16 protein-coding genes are annotated in these 18,737 nt (G+C 54.4%); 11 read left to right on the forward strand and 5 right to left on the reverse strand.

What is annotated here, in order from left to right; translation table 11 throughout:
- Positions 1-107 precede the first annotated feature (107 nt).
- From SH528x_RS12035 to SH528x_RS12055, 5 genes are all read left to right on the forward strand, one after another.
- Positions 108-1,934 carry a hypothetical protein gene (locus SH528x_RS12035; RefSeq protein ID WP_442510764.1) on the forward strand — a complete coding sequence of 609 codons (1,827 nt, stop codon included), beginning with the start codon at positions 108-110 and terminating at the stop codon, positions 1,932-1,934.
- A gap of 2 nt (positions 1,935-1,936) precedes the next feature.
- The gene (locus SH528x_RS12040; protein ID WP_442510765.1) at positions 1,937-2,746 is read left to right on the forward strand and encodes a MotA/TolQ/ExbB proton channel family protein; all 810 of its coding nucleotides are present in this window, start codon (positions 1,937-1,939) and stop codon (positions 2,744-2,746) included.
- A gap of 211 nt (positions 2,747-2,957) precedes the next feature.
- Positions 2,958-6,374 carry a DUF7932 domain-containing protein gene (locus tag SH528x_RS12045; protein WP_442510766.1) on the forward strand — a complete coding sequence of 1,139 codons (3,417 nt, stop codon included), beginning with the start codon at positions 2,958-2,960 and terminating at the stop codon, positions 6,372-6,374.
- 280 nt (positions 6,375-6,654) lie between these two features.
- Positions 6,655-8,697 (forward strand): NAD-dependent DNA ligase LigA, encoded by a 2,043-nt coding sequence (gene ligA, locus SH528x_RS12050; RefSeq protein WP_442510767.1) that lies wholly within the window; start codon positions 6,655-6,657, stop codon positions 8,695-8,697.
- Between the two features lie 262 nt (positions 8,698-8,959).
- Complete coding sequence (locus SH528x_RS12055) at positions 8,960-10,279, forward strand: right-handed parallel beta-helix repeat-containing protein (RefSeq protein WP_442510768.1); 1,320 nt, start codon at positions 8,960-8,962, stop codon at positions 10,277-10,279.
- A gap of 413 nt (positions 10,280-10,692) precedes the next feature.
- On the opposite strand, the gene SH528x_RS12060 is transcribed toward SH528x_RS12055, so the two are convergent.
- The 5 genes from SH528x_RS12060 to SH528x_RS12080 form a co-directional block, all read right to left on the reverse strand.
- Entirely contained in the window at positions 10,693-11,169 is a 477-nt protein-coding gene (locus SH528x_RS12060) for a hypothetical protein (RefSeq protein WP_442510769.1), read from the reverse strand.
- Positions 11,166-11,681, reverse strand: coding sequence for a type IV pilus modification PilV family protein (locus tag SH528x_RS12065; RefSeq protein ID WP_442510770.1), 516 nt, complete (start codon positions 11,679-11,681; stop codon positions 11,166-11,168). The genes SH528x_RS12060 and SH528x_RS12065 overlap by 4 nt, the downstream gene beginning before the upstream one ends.
- Positions 11,678-12,127: a hypothetical protein gene (locus SH528x_RS12070; RefSeq protein ID WP_442510771.1), complete on the reverse strand. Its 450-nt coding sequence runs from the start codon at positions 12,125-12,127 to the stop codon at positions 11,678-11,680. Before SH528x_RS12070 ends, SH528x_RS12065 begins: the two co-directional genes overlap by 4 nt.
- Before the next feature lie 14 nt (positions 12,128-12,141).
- A complete protein-coding gene (locus SH528x_RS12075) occupies positions 12,142-12,600 on the reverse strand; it encodes a pilus assembly FimT family protein (protein WP_442510772.1) in 459 nt (152 codons plus the stop codon).
- 346 nt (positions 12,601-12,946) lie between these two features.
- The gene (locus SH528x_RS12080; protein ID WP_442510773.1) at positions 12,947-13,273 is read right to left on the reverse strand and encodes a prepilin-type N-terminal cleavage/methylation domain-containing protein; all 327 of its coding nucleotides are present in this window, start codon (positions 13,271-13,273) and stop codon (positions 12,947-12,949) included.
- A 115-nt stretch (positions 13,274-13,388) separates the two neighbouring features.
- Here SH528x_RS12080 and SH528x_RS12085 point away from each other — a divergent pair, with 115 nt between their 5' ends.
- The 6 genes from SH528x_RS12085 (at position 13,389) to SH528x_RS12110 (ending at position 18,395) form a co-directional block, all read left to right on the forward strand.
- Positions 13,389-14,834 carry an aldehyde dehydrogenase family protein gene (locus tag SH528x_RS12085; protein ID WP_442510774.1) on the forward strand — a complete coding sequence of 482 codons (1,446 nt, stop codon included), beginning with the start codon at positions 13,389-13,391 and terminating at the stop codon, positions 14,832-14,834.
- A 793-nt stretch (positions 14,835-15,627) separates the two neighbouring features.
- Complete coding sequence (locus tag SH528x_RS12090) at positions 15,628-15,858, forward strand: hypothetical protein (RefSeq protein WP_442510775.1); 231 nt, start codon at positions 15,628-15,630, stop codon at positions 15,856-15,858.
- Between the two features lie 210 nt (positions 15,859-16,068).
- A complete protein-coding gene (locus SH528x_RS12095; protein WP_442510776.1) occupies positions 16,069-16,644 on the forward strand; it encodes a hypothetical protein in 576 nt (191 codons plus the stop codon).
- A gap of 146 nt (positions 16,645-16,790) precedes the next feature.
- Positions 16,791-17,141, forward strand: coding sequence for a hypothetical protein (locus tag SH528x_RS12100; RefSeq protein WP_442510777.1), 351 nt, complete (start codon positions 16,791-16,793; stop codon positions 17,139-17,141).
- 159 nt (positions 17,142-17,300) lie between these two features.
- Positions 17,301-17,792, forward strand: coding sequence for a HEAT repeat domain-containing protein (locus SH528x_RS12105; RefSeq protein WP_442510778.1), 492 nt, complete (start codon positions 17,301-17,303; stop codon positions 17,790-17,792).
- A 135-nt stretch (positions 17,793-17,927) separates the two neighbouring features.
- Positions 17,928-18,395: a hypothetical protein gene (locus SH528x_RS12110; RefSeq protein ID WP_442510779.1), complete on the forward strand. Its 468-nt coding sequence runs from the start codon at positions 17,928-17,930 to the stop codon at positions 18,393-18,395.
- Positions 18,396-18,737 lie beyond the last annotated feature (342 nt).

The raw sequence follows: 18,737 nt of genomic DNA on the forward strand, positions 1-18,737 counted from the left end.
AATTGTTTAAAACCGCGTTTCGGTCGTCGTCCAATAAGGTCGTCCAATGAAACTGAATTCTGAAAGTGTTTGAAGTGTCCTCTGCTACCTCTGCAAACGACGATTCTATGGCGTCCCATCAATCGCTGAGTCTGCCGGGCGATACGTTCTTGCGTCGCGTGCGTCATTCGGCCACCAGCGTACTGGCCGACAGTCCAACGGGCCGCGAAGTTCTCGAATTGTGTGACGACCACGCTGAAGCGCGGCGGATGATTTTGCAAGACCGCAGCAGTGGCACGTCGGTGATCGCGATCGTTGGTGCCACCGGACAAGGCAAATCGTGGTTGATCCGGCAATTGATTCGCAAATCGAATGCCGCCAATTCGATCCGCAGCGGCAACAATGCGGACGAAGCGACCGAGAAATTGGTTTGGATCGGCCCCATGCCGCCCGCCGATCTGGACCCCCGTTTCGAGCAATATTTGCATTGCGACCCGGCTCACATGCAATCGATCGGCATTACGTACATGCTGGTCGATGCGCCCGGTTCGACCGACGATCGACGTGCGATTGCGGGCGTCGCAGCGCGAGCGTTATCGCTTGCGTCGGCAATGTTGTTGGTCGTCCGGCGTGACCAAATCCGCAGCGTCGCCGTCGGCATGCTTGCCGAAGCGAGTGAGGGCAGCATCGTGATACCGGTCATCAACGCGGTGCGTGAGCACGATGATCGCTTGGACGCGGACATCGATGCGTTTGCAAAACGGATGCGTGAAATGGCGCCCACCAGCGTGATTGCTCGTCCGATTGTGATCAAAGATTTCGAGATCGAAGGTCGCGACGAATCGGAAATCTCGACGATGGCGGCTGAAACCGTCGCGTCACGACTGCAAGAAGAACTAGGGCAATTATGGGAAGGTGATCGTCGTCGCAGCACCCGGCTTGCGGCACTGGACGGACGTTTTCGTGCCGCGTTACATGGCGTTTTAAGTGACCAATTGCCGGGTTTAACCAGCGCCGTGCGGCGACTGAATCGCGAAGCAACCGCGATACCCACGCAAGTTGCCGAGTCGTTGATTGGCAGCGACGGTCCGCTGCGAGCCGCCGTGCGATCGCGATTGCGTTTAGCGCTGTTAACCGAAACCGCTGCGTTCTGGTTTCCCTATCGCTCGCTACTTGGACTATTGAATCTGACGCATGGTGCCTGGGACCGAGTGATGATCTCGTTGTCAGGTTCGCTGCCGTCATTGGTCAGCGCGGTTTGGACGACCACCAAAAACTTGACCGCTCAACAAGGTGCCGAGCAAGACGTACGTGACGGGCTGCGTCGCCGTAGTGCCGCCGCGGTCGCCGATCGATTGGGGCCGCTTGCGAGTCGTTTTCGCGATGAGCTGGCTGAATTGCGAAGACAGCCCGTCAAAGCAGCGGCGTGGCATGGTGACGAAGATGACCATTCGCGTTCGCAGCTCGCCTATTTGGCGGGCATCGACACGTTGCAAGAGATGTCGCAAACGATATTTGACGAAGAGGTCAATCGTGTTTCGATCTCGCGGTTTGCGACCGTGGCCTTTGCGTTGCTTGCGACGTTCGTGTTTTGGTTGTTCATGGCAGGCCCCGTCGTGGCGCTGTACCGAGACTATTTTGTCGCCAGTTTTTCCACGCTGACGACTCTGTCGGGAGATTTGGATCGCTTTCCACGACCTGAGTTGGCGATGATGTTAACGAGTTTGCTGTTGGCGATCCTGCCGACCGCTCTGATTTCGATGTTCGCATTATCGGTTGCCCAAAGCCGGAGCCGCGTCAATCAAGCCGAGCAGCGGATTCGCGAGCGACATCACCAAACGATAACCCATTTGCAAGACGATGGCGTACTGCGACTCCGCTGGGATGACCCGCTGCTGTCGGACGCCGAGTTTTTACTATCGGTCGGCGCGGCCGATTACGACGAAAGGTCATAAACATGGATGAATCGACCGGGTTCGCCCAATCATTTGTCGACACCGCTCTACGAACGCAGGCAAATCTGATCGCGCAATCGGACACACCTGAGGCGGCGGGATTGTTCGACATCATCCTCAGCGGTGGCATCATCGGGTTGATGATTCTATTGGTGCTGTTTGCACTCAGCATCGCGGCGGCCTATTTGGTGTTTGACCAAACGATGACGCTTCGCAAAACAGAGATTTTGCCCGAGGGCGTCAGTGACACGGTTCGCCAAGCATTGCTGAACGCTCGTCCCGCCGAAGCCGATACTGCGTGTCGCCGAGAACCGAGCGTGTTGAGCGTTGTGTTATTGTCGGGGTTATCCGAACTCGAATATGGATGGCGTGAAGTTGAAAAGTCGGTCGAAGATTCGTTGGCCGAGCAATCCGCTCGCTTGATGCGGCGAATTGAATACTTGTCGGTGATCGGTAACATCGCACCGATGGTGGGGCTACTGGGAACCGTCACAGGGATGATTTTTGCTTTCCAACAAGTCGCCACGACGCGAGGTGCGGCCGGAGCCGGCGATCTTGCTGAAGGAATTTATCAAGCACTCGTGACGACCGTCGGCGGATTGGTCGTGGCAATCCCATCGCTGGCGGCCTACGCGATTTGCCGCAACCGAGTCGATTCGTTGATGGCTCAGGTAGCGTATCAAGCTCAACACGCGTTGACGCCGATCAAACGCCGGCCCACCGCTCGCACACGCCCGGCCAATCCAAACCCCGCCGCATCGCCAGCCCCGCGACCGCCAGGCGGAAACCCGCCCATGCCGCCCAAGTCGTAAAATGTAGGATAGGCTTCCAGCCTGTCATCCAGTCCGGGGTTTAACTCGTAGCGAAAGTCGCGAAGACTTTCGTCGGCCCACGCTCCCCCCAAAACTCTTGGCGAGTTTCGCTACGTAAGATTTCGCTACGTAATACGATGGAAAATGGGCTTTCAGCCTGTCGTGCCAATCACGCTCTCCCCCCAAGCGTGGACGCGATATAATCGCAGGCATGAATCCTTATGCCACTGCCCATAACGCCGACGACGATCCCGGTTGCTTTGCATCCGATGGTGAGATCGATTGTCTTGTCGAGCTTGATCTTCGTGGTGGCAACGGGATCGATGGCAGAGACGGCAATCTGATTTTCTCACCACGTCCGGCAAACGGTGCCGACGGTCGACGAGGCGAAGATGCGAGCCCAGCCACTGCGGGCCGACGGGCCGCGGCGGCGACGCTTGAGCTCACGTATCCCAACCACAAGTCAGACTCCGGTGCCATCGCAATTTCGGGCATCGCGGTGGCATCCGATGGATCGTCTCATCCGATTGATGTCACTCGCGTGATTGGCGATCAAGGATACGTGTTCATTCGCGCCGTGGGCGGCAAAGGGGGCAATGGCGGACGCGCTGGCAATGGACAACCCGGTGCTCCAGGACGCCCCGGTCGTGATGCCACACGCTTTTCCAATGGCACCGACGGAGGGGCCGGAGGCGACGGTGGCGACGCGGGCAACCCCAGCGATGGTCAACCTGGTGGTGACGGTGGCGACATCACGCTGCAAATCGATCATCAACACCTCGGCCTTCTAATGCTGGTCACTGGCGACTTGTCGGGCGGTGACATTGGTTTCGCCGGAGAACGTGGACTTGGCGGTCGAGGGGGGCCCGGCGGTCCCGGTGGCAGTAGCTATCACTGGACCACCACGCATCGAACCGGTGGCAAAAATGGTCAGACCCACACCGTCCATCATTCCAACCCCGGCGGCAGCACCGGACGCAGCGGCCGCGATGGAGCTCCGTCGTCATACCGTGCTCATGACGGGAATCCCGGCAAGAGCGGTCGTTTGCGGATTCTCGTCAATAGTCCTGATGGCGTTCGGGCACAATACGAATCGCCCTACGATCTCGAACTCGTCTCCTTCGATATCGCGAGCGAGTACCGGGTCTATGAACCGGATAGCTTGGCAAATCTCGAGCGGATCACCGTTCGAAACAGCGGCGGAATGCCAACGCCACCGAATTACAAAATCCAAATCTTCCTGCCGTCCGATACGTGGATTCAATCCGATGAAACCGAACTGGTGTTGCCTCGTGTCCTGGAACCGGGCGAATCGTTCACGTTCGATGACGAATGCTTGTCGCTAAGATGGACCAACGTCATCGTCAACGAACCGAGGAAACAACCGTTTCATCTAAAGCACGACGTCAACCCGAGGGCATTCCTGGAAAGCGGCATCCATCGTCCCTTTCGCGACTTCGAGAACGAAGAAACGGTCGATGTCCGATTCCCATTACAGCTAACCGAGATCACGGCGCTGAACAGCCTGGCGCCGGGCGAATCCACTCGCGTCCGATTTGCGATCAGCAATATTGGCGATGAAACGTTCGACGACCGAGTGTACCATCGCAGCGTCCGTGCCGGCATTCGCTTGCTCGGCGGCGACATCGACAAGAACCAATTGCTGTTCTTCAACGACTCGGACACGCCACATGATTTACTGGCCGAAGAATTTCGCAACGCCGTCCGAAACCTTGCCGCCGGTGAAACGCGTTGGATTGAAACACGCATTGGCATCCGTAACCACAGTGACGTGATCGCCTATCAAAGTTTTACACTCGGTGTCGATCTATTGCTGCAGCATCCCGGTTCGAGTCCACAGCATGATCAGTACCGTCGTGTTGATTATCGCAAAGAAACGGTTCGCGTTTCGGAACAATTTCGCCGCGACGAAGGATCGCGATTTCTACTGATTGCCAATCAGAAAACCGACGTCAACGACATCGAGAAATGGACGCAACTGGCCGACTATTTTGGCAGTGGCTTGGATGTGTGGGACGTTTCTTACTATGGATTTCTGGACTTGGTTCGCAAGATCGAAGCGGACAAATCGATGCTCGAGATGTGGCGTGGCATGACGATCATCATTCCTAACAACTATTACCAAACCCCGATCGGCAAGAAAACCGCGTTTGAGCAACTTGCCAAGTCACAGTTTTTGGTCGCCGCTGCCGATTTCGACATCAATTTCTATATCGTGGGTGACTCACGCAGCGGTGGTGCCGCAGCACTACAGTCTTGTTTGATTCCAATCAATCGTGGCAAATCCGCCAGCCAAATTAAAACCCAACGAGCGTTTCTGAAACAAATCAATCGTTGGAATCAATACGTCGCCCGGACCGGCGACGTGGTTGGGGGAATCACATCCGGGGCTGATGCGATTGCTGATGCATCGCTTGGTGCGGTTCATGAATTCGAGATTCAAAAACGGACGTTCCTGTTTCAACCCAAACCGATATGGCTCGAACAAGAAGCCGTCCGGCTACAGAACAAATTGCGGAAACAGGATCCACTGCACCGTTGGGTCATCGTCTATCGCAACGATACCAGCGATACCGATACATCGTGGGGATTTTTTCGCAAACGAAAAATTGGCAGACTCGAGGCACGGCGCTCGCTCGATTCGAGCAAAGGGTCCGCGGTGCTGTTCGAAGTCGACTCGATCGATATCATCGGCGACGACTTTATCAACAGCGAGGCGAACAAGCACGGTATTTTCTTGACGCTAAAATTCGAAGACAAAGTGGATCGCTTTATCCGCTTGGTCAGCGAGCGGACTTTCCCTCGTTTCCGCGAAAACTACATCGACCGTCCGTTAACCGCCGAAGAGATCCAGCAGATCGGCGGCGCCTTGATCGATTCGATTGTGGTCGATTTGTACAACGAGCAGCGAATCGCTCGTGAAGCGAAGACGTGGGGCACTTCTGGCGTGAAGTCGCTGATGCCAAAGCTGAATTATCTGGCCGAGCGTTCGCTGAACTATGGATTGACGTATCGACAGATGCAAGAGAATGAAGCGTCGATTTCGCTGCTATATCAATTGTTAGCCAATATTCGCTATATCGCAAAACAGTCGCGTACGATTTGGGACTATCCCGTGTTCCCCACCGCGTTATTCAAACGAAGTCGAGCAGTATCGCGTCACATGCTCAATCGTGTCGACCAAATCATCGCGAATCTATTTGGGCCCAAACTCAGTTGGTGGGATAAATGGAGTTCAGCGGGCGACGATTACGATCCGTTTGGAACTCAAAAAAATGCCGCTCCCAAAGGGATCGCTCGCGAAGCGGCAATCGAAGCAGTCGACAAGTGGGAAAAGGAACTGCGGGCGCACAAAATACCGCTAACACAGTTTGAACGCGCCCAACATCATCCCGGTTTGACCTACGATCCCGAACTGTTGAGGGCTGAGGACCGCGTGGTTTCCGGTGCGGTTTACGATCAATGGGTGCGGATCGAAGGGGCTTTGGAACTGCAGCGCGCTGAAACCGAGTACGCGGTCGCCAAACAACGCAGCGAGTTCCTTGTCCCCTTGGAAACCGAATCGGCGATCCCGATCGAAACGCCGACCCGACAAACGCAGCAATAACGTTGCAAACGAATCACGGGTGAAATCCCCGTCTTCCTTTTCTCGCGTGATTTACCGTATGCTTTTGCTTCCCCCCGACCCCGCTTTTTTAGGATGCGTTTTTTTCGTAGGTCGGATCAAGCAAACGGCAAAAATGCCGGATCAGCGGACGCAGTTGGAAATTATAGTTTTGTCCCTAGCGAATAAAATCGAACCACCGTTTGCGCTGATCCGGCATGGTTTGCGTCCTTGATCCGGCCTACAACTGACCACTATTTCAATTTACAGGAGAAACACGGGCGTGAACGAATCTATCGCGAAACGTGTGGCAGAGTTACGAACCGAGATCCGCCGCCTGGATCACCTGTATTATGTCGAGGCAAAACCTGCGGTCACGGATCTGCAGTACGACCGATTGCTCGAAGAACTTAGGCAACTCGAGACCGATCATCCCGAATTCGCCTCCGCCGACTCGCCGACCCAGCGAGTCGGTGACGCACCGGTTCCGCACTTGGTTCAAGTCGCTCATTCGGCGCCGATGTTGTCGATCGACAACACCTACAGCCGCGAGGAACTGAAGGCGTATTTTGATCGCACCGAAAAAACGCTCGGCGAACCGATCCAATGGGTGATGGAATTCAAAATCGACGGTGTTGCGGCCTCGATCCGGTACGAGCAAGGCAACATGGCAGTCGCACTGACGCGGGGCAACGGACAAGTCGGTGACGACATCACTCACAACGTACGCACCATCCGCGATGTGCCATTGCGTCTGGTCGGTGATACGCCGCCGGAGGTGCTCGAGGTTCGCGGCGAAGTTTACATGACGAACGCGGATTTGGCGGATCTAAATCTGCGACAAACCGAGGCAGGTTCCGAGCCTTACAAAAACACACGCAACGTCACCGCCGGGACGATTCGGTTGCTCGATCCGGCAATCGCGGCCGAACGCAAACTCCGTTTTTTCTGTCACGGCATCGGCGAAACGACCGGATTGAAAGCTAAAAACCATATCGAGTTTTTGGACGAAGTCGGCAAGCTTGGCATCCCCCCGACCCCTGAAGTCCAGGTGTTCAAAAGCTCGGCCGACGCGCTCAAGGCCGTTGCGGTGTTTGAAGAGGAGATGCCCGATTTGCCCTTCGAGGTGGACGGGATTGTTTTCAAAGTCAATCGCTTTGACCAACGCGAACGACTGGGGATTCGCAGCAAAAGTCCGCGTTGGGTGATCGCGTATAAATTCGAGCGTTACGAAGCGGTCACGGTGCTCGAATCGATCAGTGTCCAAGTCGGCAAGACCGGAGCGATCACTCCAGTGGCTCATCTGAAACCGGTCGACATCGCGGACACCACGGTGTCACGAGCTTCGCTTCACAATGCTGACGAAATCGAGCGGCTTGACGTCCGCGAAGGTGACGTCGTCGTGGTAGAAAAGGCTGGCAAGATCATTCCCAAAGTCGTGCGTGTCGAAAAGCACGAACGCAAAACCGAGCGACCTCCATTTCAATTCCCGACGCATTGTCCTGTTTGTAGTACCGAATTGGTGCGTGACGACGGCGGCGTTTACATTCGTTGCCCCAGTCCGGAATGTCCCGCGCAATTGCGACAACGTTTGATCTATTTCGGCAGCCGGCCGGGGATGGACATCGATGGACTCGGTGACGAGTTGGTTGATCTGCTAGTTCAACGCGGCATCGTTTCCAGTTATGCCGATCTGTATCGATTGACCGTTGCAGAGCTTGCCGATGTCAATTGGCTGAAACAACGCAAAGGCAAAGACGGCAAAATGATTGACGTCCAAGTCGGCAAAAAGAACGCGGAAAACTTGGTCGTGGGTGTGGAGGCAAGTCGGACTCGGGGGCTAGCACGTGTACTCGCGTCGATATCAATCCGCCACGTCGGACCTCGCGTCGCTCAGCTGATCACGCGGCACTACCCGACGATTGATCTATTGCAATCCGCATCCATCGAAGACTTGGCATCGATTCATGAAATCGGCGACGCGATTGCCAAAAGCATGCACGAGTTTCTACACAGCGACTACGGCAAAAAAGTCTTCGCCGAGTTTTCCGAAGTGGGTGTCAAGCTTAGTGAAGATGTCAGTGCACAAAGTGGCGGTCCGCTCGAAGGCAAAACACTGGTGGTCACCGGAACGCTTCAGCAATTCAATCGCGATGAAATCAAAGGCTTGATCGAAAAACTCGGTGGACGTGCATCGAGTAGCATTAGCAAAAAGACCGACTACTTGGTCGCCGGCGAAAAGGCAGGCAGCAAGTTGGCAAAGGCCGAGTCACTGGGCGTAAAGGTGCTGACCGAAGACGATTTCAAAGCATTGATCGAAGAATAACCCTGCATTTCTAAATGGAAGTTTTTTAGCAAAAAAACGCTCGTTCCCAGGCTCCAGCCTTGGAACCAGGGGCAACACTCACTGAAAAGTAACAACCTTTTTGGTCAAGCCGCCATCGCGAGCTGACATGCGGGGTGTGTTTGCAATTGCCTCCATCGCCGACGATACTTTGGGTCCTCGGCTTTGTCTGGAAAGTCAAAGCAATTCCCGATGAATGACGTCGTTCCCCCGTGCCTGCACAACCTCGTAACCGAGTGAGTTGATGAGACCTTTTATTGCAATGATTTTTGGCCTGGCATTTTTTGCGGCCGCGGTTCCTGCGGATAGCGCGGATGTCTACGTCACGCCCCAAGGTGCAGGGCGTAACGACGGCAGTAGCTGGCAGCATGCGTTATCCGGAGACTCGCTGCAGAACGCGGTGGATGATCGGTTGCAACCCGGTGACCGGTTGCTGATCGGAAGTGGTGTCTACGCAGATGCAAAGATTGCAGTGACCCAAGGGGGTGAACCAGACCGGCTGAAACAAATCGTGGGCGTTGACCGGGGTGAGGGCTTGCCGGTTTTGCGTGGCACTTGGAATGTCGATTCGCCGACCAAAGGTGCGACCGCTGTTCGGATTGCCGCCGGCGTTGGCCACGTTAGCCTGAAAGGTTTACGGATCGATGGCTACGTGACAGGTGTTTCCGTCGTGAAAGCAGACAAGGCAAATGACTGTTCTCATCTTTCCTTTGACGATGTCGATATCCGTCACTCGCGTTATGGATTCTATCTCCATGATTGTGACGACGTGCGGTTGGTCGACTGTGATTTGACTCGATACACCAAACACGGGTTTCGGTTCGAACAAGGATGCGAGCGCATGGAGCTATTGCGCTGCAGTGCAGATTGTTCCGAAGGCGACGAGTCGTGGGAGACAAAAACTGAATCGCTGCCGTTCGGATTTTCTGTCAACAACGGCGGTTCGCCTAACCGAGATTTCCTCTTCGACCAGTGTGTGGCCAGCAACAATATGATGCCCCTGCAAAAGGGGAAATATAAAAACGGAGACGGATTTGTCGTCGAGGGTAATGCTCAGCGAGTCCGTTTCCACCGCTGTCGGGCGATTCGTAACCAGGACGCCGGTTATGATTTGAAGGTGGAAGAGGTCAAGTTGATCGGCTGTGTCGCGGTGAACAATAAACGCAACTTTCGAATCTGGTCCACGGGCACGCTATCGAATTGTTTCGCAGGCGGCGGAGTCCTCGGGTTGTGGTGCAACGGCGGACCGGTGTTGGCACAGCGATGTACATTTTTCGGCTCACACAGCGCAGCGGTGCAAACCGACGACAGAGCCAAGTTGCCGGTCACGCTTCGTGACTGCATCATCTCGCACGCGGAGCAGGCATTCCGCAAGACCGCTCGCGGTCCAATCGACTCCGAGGGAACAATCATTTCAGGCATCGCCGGTTCGGACAAAGACCCGCAATTCAACGAGCCTACCGAGAACTGGGACGGCGTCGGAGCGGCATTCGATAGTCGCCAGTTTCCAGACAAGGGGTTCCGTAGCGATGTGAAAACACCGGACGATCTGCTTGGAAATTGACCCTGCGATCAGCAATGCCGGACCGCGAGAAATTAACTGGCGGTAGTGGATCTTGCTAAAGATCCTCATGCAGTAGGGGCTTTAGCAAGATCCACCCCTCTAGAAGTTATCTGTTAAGCAGGTAGGCAGGAATCATTGGGTGAAATCCCGTTAGCCGTTTGGGCTAACGCTATGAAGCATTTTGATCCAGCAAATTACGGCATTTGCGTTCTGTAGCTACGCTCGCCAGAGCGTGGATAGTTGCCGTCCAAAACGAGTCACCACCTTCTGGCGAAGGTAGCTACCAAAAAATGCTTCACAGCGTTGGCCGTTTCGTCGCTTGCCCCGGTTCAGCGCTGGAACCGTGGCTAGCGCCAAAACGGCCAATTTACTGAAAGACACCTGACTAACTGTTTACATCGTAACTTACCGGCTTATTTTGACTTTGTTTTGGGAGGCTTTGGATCCTTTGGATCTTTCGGGGCCTTCGGATCTTTGGGATCCTTTGGTTTACCCTTCGTCTTTAACTCCTCGACGTCGATCAAAACTTCCTTCGCTGCAAATGCCGATTTTTCGTACAAGAAAACGTACAGTATCGCTTCTTTCTTGCTTGGCCGTTTCACGACAACGCGAGCGGTTGGCATTGTTGTGCTCGTTGCAAATATCTCGCCCTCAAAGTCCGCATCACTATTCAATTGGGCAATCGCTTGCTGTACGAGTCCGTCACCGATGTGACGCCCTTGGATCGCAGTTCGCTGAGCATCAACGCGAGCGATCGCTAACTTGCTTGATCTCAACATTGCGATTGCCGACATCGACAACACGGCCGCAGCAAGTGTGCAGAGCAATAATGCCGAACCCGATCGGGTGCGTGCTCTTTGAGGCTTGTGCAAGCGTTTTGACTTGATCATTTCCCCGCCTTTTTCGGTTCGGGAATTTGCGGCGGGAATACGACCGTCGCCGTTTCCAGCACCTTGCGATTTCCACTCGTGTCCAGTCCGACAAGGTCGATTTCGAGGCCGACCCATCGGCTTGACGGTTTAGGCTGAACGATTGAACGAACCGCAAAATCAAGAATGTTTTCAGCCAGTACCACATCCGTTGACTTGCCGTCGCTCATTACCAATTGATTGCTGGATCGAGCAATCTTGACGATCGTGCCATCGCGTCGTTGCAAAGTCAAACTCGACGCGTTCGCGCTGACGACCGTTCCATCGTCGATCATCCCCGACACCCATGCCAGAGTATTCTGTAATCCCGCGGCCGTGGATCCGCCTGACTGGGCACTTGCGATCGTTCGTGCCGAGGCACGAATCACGCCAGCAATCGGAACGAACAGAATCGCGACAAGCGCCGTGCAAGCGATCACTTCGATCAGACTGATTCCGTGACGACGCGATTTTTTATTGCGATGTGTGCTCATGGTTCGCCCCAATGTGATTGGAGTTGTTCCACCGGCTCGTCTTCATCCACGCGTCCGTTGCGATTTCGGTCCTGCCACACTTGGCACGTGATCGATAACAATTTCGACGACGTTACGGACGTATCACGTTGGACAAGCACACCAGCGGCTAATTTCTGGCCGTCTTCCGTCACGATGGATGACGGTTCAGGACTCGACATCGGGCGTGCCCATGCCTTCGTGAACGACACTTGGTCCGAGAGCTGGAGCTTTCGTTGCTGCAGCAATTGATCTGCCTCGAACAACATTGCTTCATGCAGCTTCAGCCGGCGATTCATCTTTTGAGATCGCGTTACCAAATGAAGCGATGGAATCAGCAAAACCGAAAGCAACATCGATCCGGTGACGACGTCTAATAACGTTGCCCCGCGACGATGTTTCGATTTTGACTTCTTATCGATTCTCATGATTTGCATCGAGGTTAGGGAACTCGGGTTTGAACGCTGCCCGTGGTGGGCGACACTCGAACCTCTCCGGCGACCCCACCCTGAGTGATGGTCCAGCGAAGATCACGATTGGCAGTCCCCATAGGCGAAAAACGAATTTCCGTAGGCGATCCATTTACGGTGACCTCGGGGCCTAGTTCAAAGAACGAGACTTTTTCGTCGCGAACGGGACCCGCAGTTTCAGTGATTTCCAGCATCGCTTGACCGTCTTTGCGAATACGCTGGACCCGGACATCGGCTTGGTTCGTGATTGATGTATTGCGTGCCATCGTCAACGTGTCAGCGACGTGATGGATTACCCCAGTCACATTTCGCTCTGATGACCATCGTGGCCTTAGCACAAACGAGCTTGCGACCGCCGAAGCGCTCAGCAACACGACCACCATGACCGCTTCGATCAAGGTGACTCCGTTTCGTTTGGATTGGGTAAACATGGTCTTCGATGTAAAAGTATCTGCCGACAAATTTTCAGCTTGCACAAGAACCGTGGCTAGTTCGACGGTCTCATATTGTGAGCCGAACGCGCTAGCGAGTTGTTGATTTTGTGAGCCGTGGGCCGTAAGGCACCGGCGTAATACGCGGGACCCGGCCGCTCACGCGTCACGGCTCACTGACGACAAAAAAAATGGGTCGGCGTGGAGGTGCAAACAATCTCTCGCTCGCAGCGTCTCCTCGACGACCCTAAATATCTCGCGAGTCCGTCACGGTCTGGATGACCGTGAACCTCATCGCTTGGCTTGGATCGCAGCCAGCTCCTGTCGGAGACTGACTACGCCTGATTTAGCGTTTCGTAAACGTACCGGTCGCACGAGCGTAAGTGTAGTTACGACGGATCGCGGTGATTCGTGTTTGCTCGGCAGGAGTCGTATTGGCAAGGTAGCCGCTCGTAACTAGGTCATTGACGCTACGAGGGAATGTGCCAATTTCAAGGAAGTAGGTTTGCGCCATGCTATTCAGCGTCGCCACTTCTTGCTCGGACAACTTTTGATCACTCTTTGCTCGCATCGGGGCAACGGTCGCAACCGTGGCGGCGGCAACAACGGCTAGAATCACAACTGCTGCGATTACTTCAAGCAGCGAAAAACCGTTTTTTTTGTTTCGTTTCATCTGAGTATATACTCCGTGTGTGGACTTTAGATTACAGGTGGCCAGACAAGAGAGCTATTCTCGTCTACCCAAATCTAGGTCAGAAATCGCAACGTGATCCCGTTGGAGTCAAGAAATGCCTAAATTGTTTCAAAGCATAAGTCCACTTGATGACACAATCGTCTTCGAAGGACCCGAATCGACGCCCGCAAAAATCAAGCAAGCGGTCGCGACGGCACGGCAATCCGCGATACTTTGGCACAGTACGCCAATCTCTCAGCGAATACAGATCGCTCGTAACTACGCAAAACACTTGAGTGATAATCGTGAAGAAATTCGTGATCTGATTTCTAGCGAAGTCGGCAAATTGCCTTGGGATGCCGACGCCGAAGTCGGCGCTGCGATCGGCAAAATCGATCTAACCGTCACTGCCCTCCAAGAGCGACGCAGTAAAACGGTCATCGAATCGGGCAGCCTGGCGCGTGTGGTTCGTTACCATCCACTAGGTGTCGCATTGGTATTGGGCCCGTTCAATTTCCCGCTACATCTTCCCGGAGGTCAGATTGTCCCGGCGCTACTGGCCGGTAACACGATCGTGTTCAAGCCGAGCGATCAAGCCACCGCGGTGGGGCAATGGATGATCAATGCGTGGCGCGAAGCAGGGCTTCCCGATGGCGTGATGCAGATGATCCAAGGGGGCGTCGATGTTGCCGTTGGCGCAATAGATTCGCCGTCAATCAATGCCGTCTTGCTGACCGGCAGCCGGGCGGCGGGGCGTGCCGTTCATCGCCAATTAGCTGGTCGCCCCGACGTCTTACTCGCCTTAGAGCTTGGTGGCAATAATCCGATCGTGGTCAGCGACTCAATCCCATCCGAAACGGTCGCGGAGCTCGTGACTTTTTCCGCATTCATCTCCGCAGGCCAGCGCTGTTCGTGTGCGCGGCGCGGCTTGTTTATCGAAAACTCGCAAAGCGAAGCCCACATCGAAGCGGTCGTTCAGCGAACTCAATCGCTGGTCGTCGGATTGCCCGACGACGAGACAACACCTCAAGTCGGACCGTTGATTTCGGCCCTTGCCGCCAATCAGTTACGCAAGACCTATGACGCCTTGTTAGCCAGCGGCTGCCGAACGGTCATTCCGTGGAAAGTAAGCTCGCGTCGCGAAAACTTGGTCCATCCGTCGATCGTCGATGCGTCGAAATGCACGGATGCTCAGCTCGCGGCGATCGGTGACTTGGAGTGGTTCGGCCCGCTGCTAGTGATCCAACGGGTCGCTGATTTTAATGCGGCGGTCACTGCCGCGGCGAATACACCCTACGGTTTAGCCGCGACGCTACTCGGAGGCACCGCAAGCATGTTCAAAACCTTTGTCGACAGCGTCGGTGCCGGGGTGGTCAATTGGAATCGGCCCACGACCGGAGCCGCAGGCAGTTTGCCATTTGGTGGCTTGGGCGATAGTGGCAACCATCGTCCGGCGGGGTATCACGCGATCGATTTCTGTAGCGACCCGGTCGCATCACTCCAGTCACCGACCGAAACCGAATCCTTCGCGACGCTCGCTCCGTGGGACGTCGTCAAGTAAAAAATTGAGGTCGTGGATCTTGCTAAAGATCCCGCCGCATCAGGATCACTAGCAAGATTGCACGACCGCCAAGCCCAACTTCCCAATGTGGGATAGGCTTCCAGCCTGTCATCAGTGTCCCTCCCGGCTTGTCATCAGAATCCCTTCCACCGTCCATGCACCCCTCATCCACTTTTCAATTTACAATTATCAATTTAACTTTTTCAATCTTCCCTCACCTCGCAGCCGCCACCACGCGTCTCTGAAGCAATCACTTCGTAAGTCGGCCCTGGCCACAGCCAGCGAGAATTTCTTTCCGGCAAATCCCCACCCGACGCGTCAGCGAGCGACCGAATCATGTTCGATTTTCCTGCGAAATGGACCGGGATTAAAGATCCCCACGAGAGTTCATCCAAATGCATTTGTTCCACTTCGGCAATCACACCGAAAGCTGATCACACCTAGAAGAGCTGTCACGGATCTGCCTCTGTTGCCCTTGACTCCAGGTAGCTCTGAATCAAGCTTTTGCATTCCCACCGGCTATGGAAGGACGTAAGTAAAATGCTTTTAGTAATCCTAACGGAGCATTCTGCACACCTCGCCCGAGAGTGCGATGCAAGGCGAGAACAAGCTTAACACCCGCCCTACAGCGGTTGAGAATAGCGTTTGCGGTCGCCCGCCTCCAATGAGGGCGCATCCCGTGAGAACAAGCGTAAGAACCGGTGAGAAAATCGTTGAAGGACTTACTTTTCCCCCCTCACCCACCGCAGAAACATAAGTTCGTTGGATGAAAGAGTTGTTGGGTTGAACTCCAATGGAATGCCAGCACCCAAGCGTATCGGTTACGTACCAGCACCCGCATGGTGACATCGTCGCCGTTACGGTTTCCGCTCTTCGTGAATCGCCTACCGAATCAACTCGTCCGATCATGACGCTCACCAACGCTCATTGCGCCGTCTGTGGTGCTTCAATCTCACAGCGTGACGTTCGCTCGCGTAGCAAGCCAGGCGGTGATCTGTACGACCCAAGATTCCGGTTTGTTTGAATGGTTTGCCACTGCGGATACGTGATCGGATTTGCCGTGTGACGATGCGCTCGGTAAGCTTTAGCGAACGGATTGAGGCAGTGGTTGCTTTAAATCCGTTGTAAAACACCAACAAACCATGACATGGACATGAAGGACGCGGCAGCGCTGTTACAAGTGGTCGCTCGTTCCCGCGTCCCCGGTCATGTCCGCTGTTATGCCTCTTAATAAATGAATCTCGCAGAATTTTACCGACTGCATGATCGTGTTGCTCGATCTAAATCGACTGTCTACACGATGGCTCACGTGGGATACGATCAGTCTCACACGCTCCCAGATGGTTCCGACGGCGTAACAAAAATTCGAGGAATTAAATCGCCTGAACAACTCGAAGATGAACTGCTTAATCTGTTCATTTGGATCTGGAGTATGAAGGACTACTTAAAGGAACTGTGCCGTAATCGCTCCGTGGATCCACAGGGAATCGAACGAATTGTAAATACGGTCGATGCGTTAATGATTGCGGCGGACATCGCAAATCGTGCCAAACACGGAGAATTACGCAACTCACGAACCGGTGATTTTGCACGTCTCGAAAACGTTGGATACACCATCGACCGGAGCGCGGTCGAGAGTATTGCGTTTAGGCCACGTGAGGTCGAGCTAACTGTTGCGATTCCTGACGACGCTGAATTACGCGGATCTGTTGAATTTGATTCTGGAAAAACGGGACGAGATGCGTTCGAGGTCGCCGAGGAGGCTATAATTGCATGGGAGACACGTGCCTTTGGGCTAGCTGGGGCATGACAAAGTGATGCAGGCGAAGCCGGACTTGCGCGTGCTTATTGAAGTATAGATCAATCGTTCCGGCTCGGTGATCTCGGATGTTCGACGACGACGAAACTTGATATACGCCTTCAACGGACGCGAGACGCAAGAGTGCGATGAAAGAAATGCCTTCATCGTTTCTGCTTCAATCCGGCGGCTTGGGTTACTCAGATCCGCCGGGATACTTCTTTTGGATTACCGTCGTTTGCGCCGGGATCGCGTTTGGTACTTGGCGTTTGGGGCAAGCCGGTGCAGAAATCGGCTTGCGCTCTCGATGTTGTTTGCCTGTTCGCGTTTTTGGCTTTCTGGGGCATTCCAACCGGCATTGGGGATCAACGAACGTACGATGGCCCGAACTGCCCAAAGTACAATCACCGCGTGGACTGGATTTGGCCGTGGTCACTTTGATGTTGTACAATCACACGCGAACACAAATGTCGAATCTAGATGCGTCGGACCACGATGCGCTGGTATGATTTATTCAACGTCAACGGAATTGGCTGGCGTTAATCCGCTGCAAACGCGGTGAATAAGCGGGTGCGCCCGAGGTTCGGTGGATGGTCTAATCGAATGGATGCTCAACTTTCGGTCCCGGCTAATCCTTAACGTTACGCCAACCCTCGTCTGTCAACACAATGTCCGAATCAGATTATGACTGGCGAGCGGAGTACCCCAAGCACGCGAAGTATTACACGCCGGAGGAGTGGGAGGAGTACAACACCAACCCTGTTGCATGGTGCATCAAGACGTTGGCAAGCGACGACCCCGACGTTCGATTCAACGCCATCGATATATTGCGTGGGCTATGCCCAGACGCCGAAAACGCAATAACGCCGATCGCGAAAGCCCTCACCGATCCGAGTATCGATGTTCGATCTCAAGCCGCATTCGCACTCATCGACTTTGGGCGTCATTTTAAAGGCAAAGCTGCTGCAGCAATTGATTCACTCGTGATTGCTCTCGGGGATGACGATCCAGAGACCCGTTCGTTGGCCGCGCAGGCGATCGGTGCGATTGGAACGCCATCAGTTGGCGCTCTAGCTGCGCTTGCAACGCTCGAATCCGATAGCGATGATGAAGTTCGCAATGCTGCGTTGCATGCGATAGAATCAATCACTCGCGTCTGATCCGTAGCACTGCATAAATGACGTAACCAACGCGTGCACACGAAGGACCGGGCGTCGCGGTTCGACAATGGAGACTCAACTCCCGGTCCACGGTGATCAGTAACGTTATCGCAATCAGGAAGGAAGCACGCTTACATGGTGGACCGCCGCTATCTTGCTGATCTAAGGTCGCTGTTGCACCCTGCGGTATATCCGCACGAAACGCTCGGTCTCCCGCCGGAGCTACAGATGCTGCTCACTCGTAGCAAGCGGAACACTGCGAGGTACGCCCTCGCTGTGACCGCTTGGGATGATAGTAGCGACGGGAACGCGTTCTTGGCCGATCGCCGTCGTGTTGTGACTCGCGAACTGGCCGCACGATGGATGTTCGCTGAGGTTGGCCTCTATTTGGTCATATTGGGCACGAACACTGATTGGAGAGATCGCCTCGCGGAAATGCATGCTGACCGAACTGGCTTCCACGCAACGATCGTACAGGGGATACATTACATCAATATCGAGACTGGTGACTACGATACAGTTCAAAGTGCCTGGGGCCCGGTCACTTTTGGCAATGCTGAGATCTTGGCGGATTTGATTGCCTCGGTTCCGACGACAGCGTAGATTAATATGGCGATAACCAGTAAGGCTTTGACTTCGCGTTGGGCGGAGGTTGAGCCTGAATCTCGTTAAATGGTTAACGTTCTGTGAACCAGAGTGGCTCGGGAGATTAGCCGAAGCTCAAGGCCTTTGTTCAAGAAGCCCGGTGGAACTGTAACGCTCGTGACGTGTCAGTTGGTCTCGGCTGCCAAGATATGGTACGGGTTTTGCCTTATTGAGCTTTTGACTTTTGGCGTCTCGGGGCCTATTGAATCTATCCGTTTCGTCGTTATTTGCCGAGTCACTCCTCGATCGGTCTCCCCTTCGGTGTAGACTTTCCGCGGAGCTACGAACGATCATTTTCGC

This window comes from Novipirellula methanifontis (assembly GCF_052161655.1).
Lineage (GTDB): Bacteria > Planctomycetota > Planctomycetia > Pirellulales > Pirellulaceae > Novipirellula.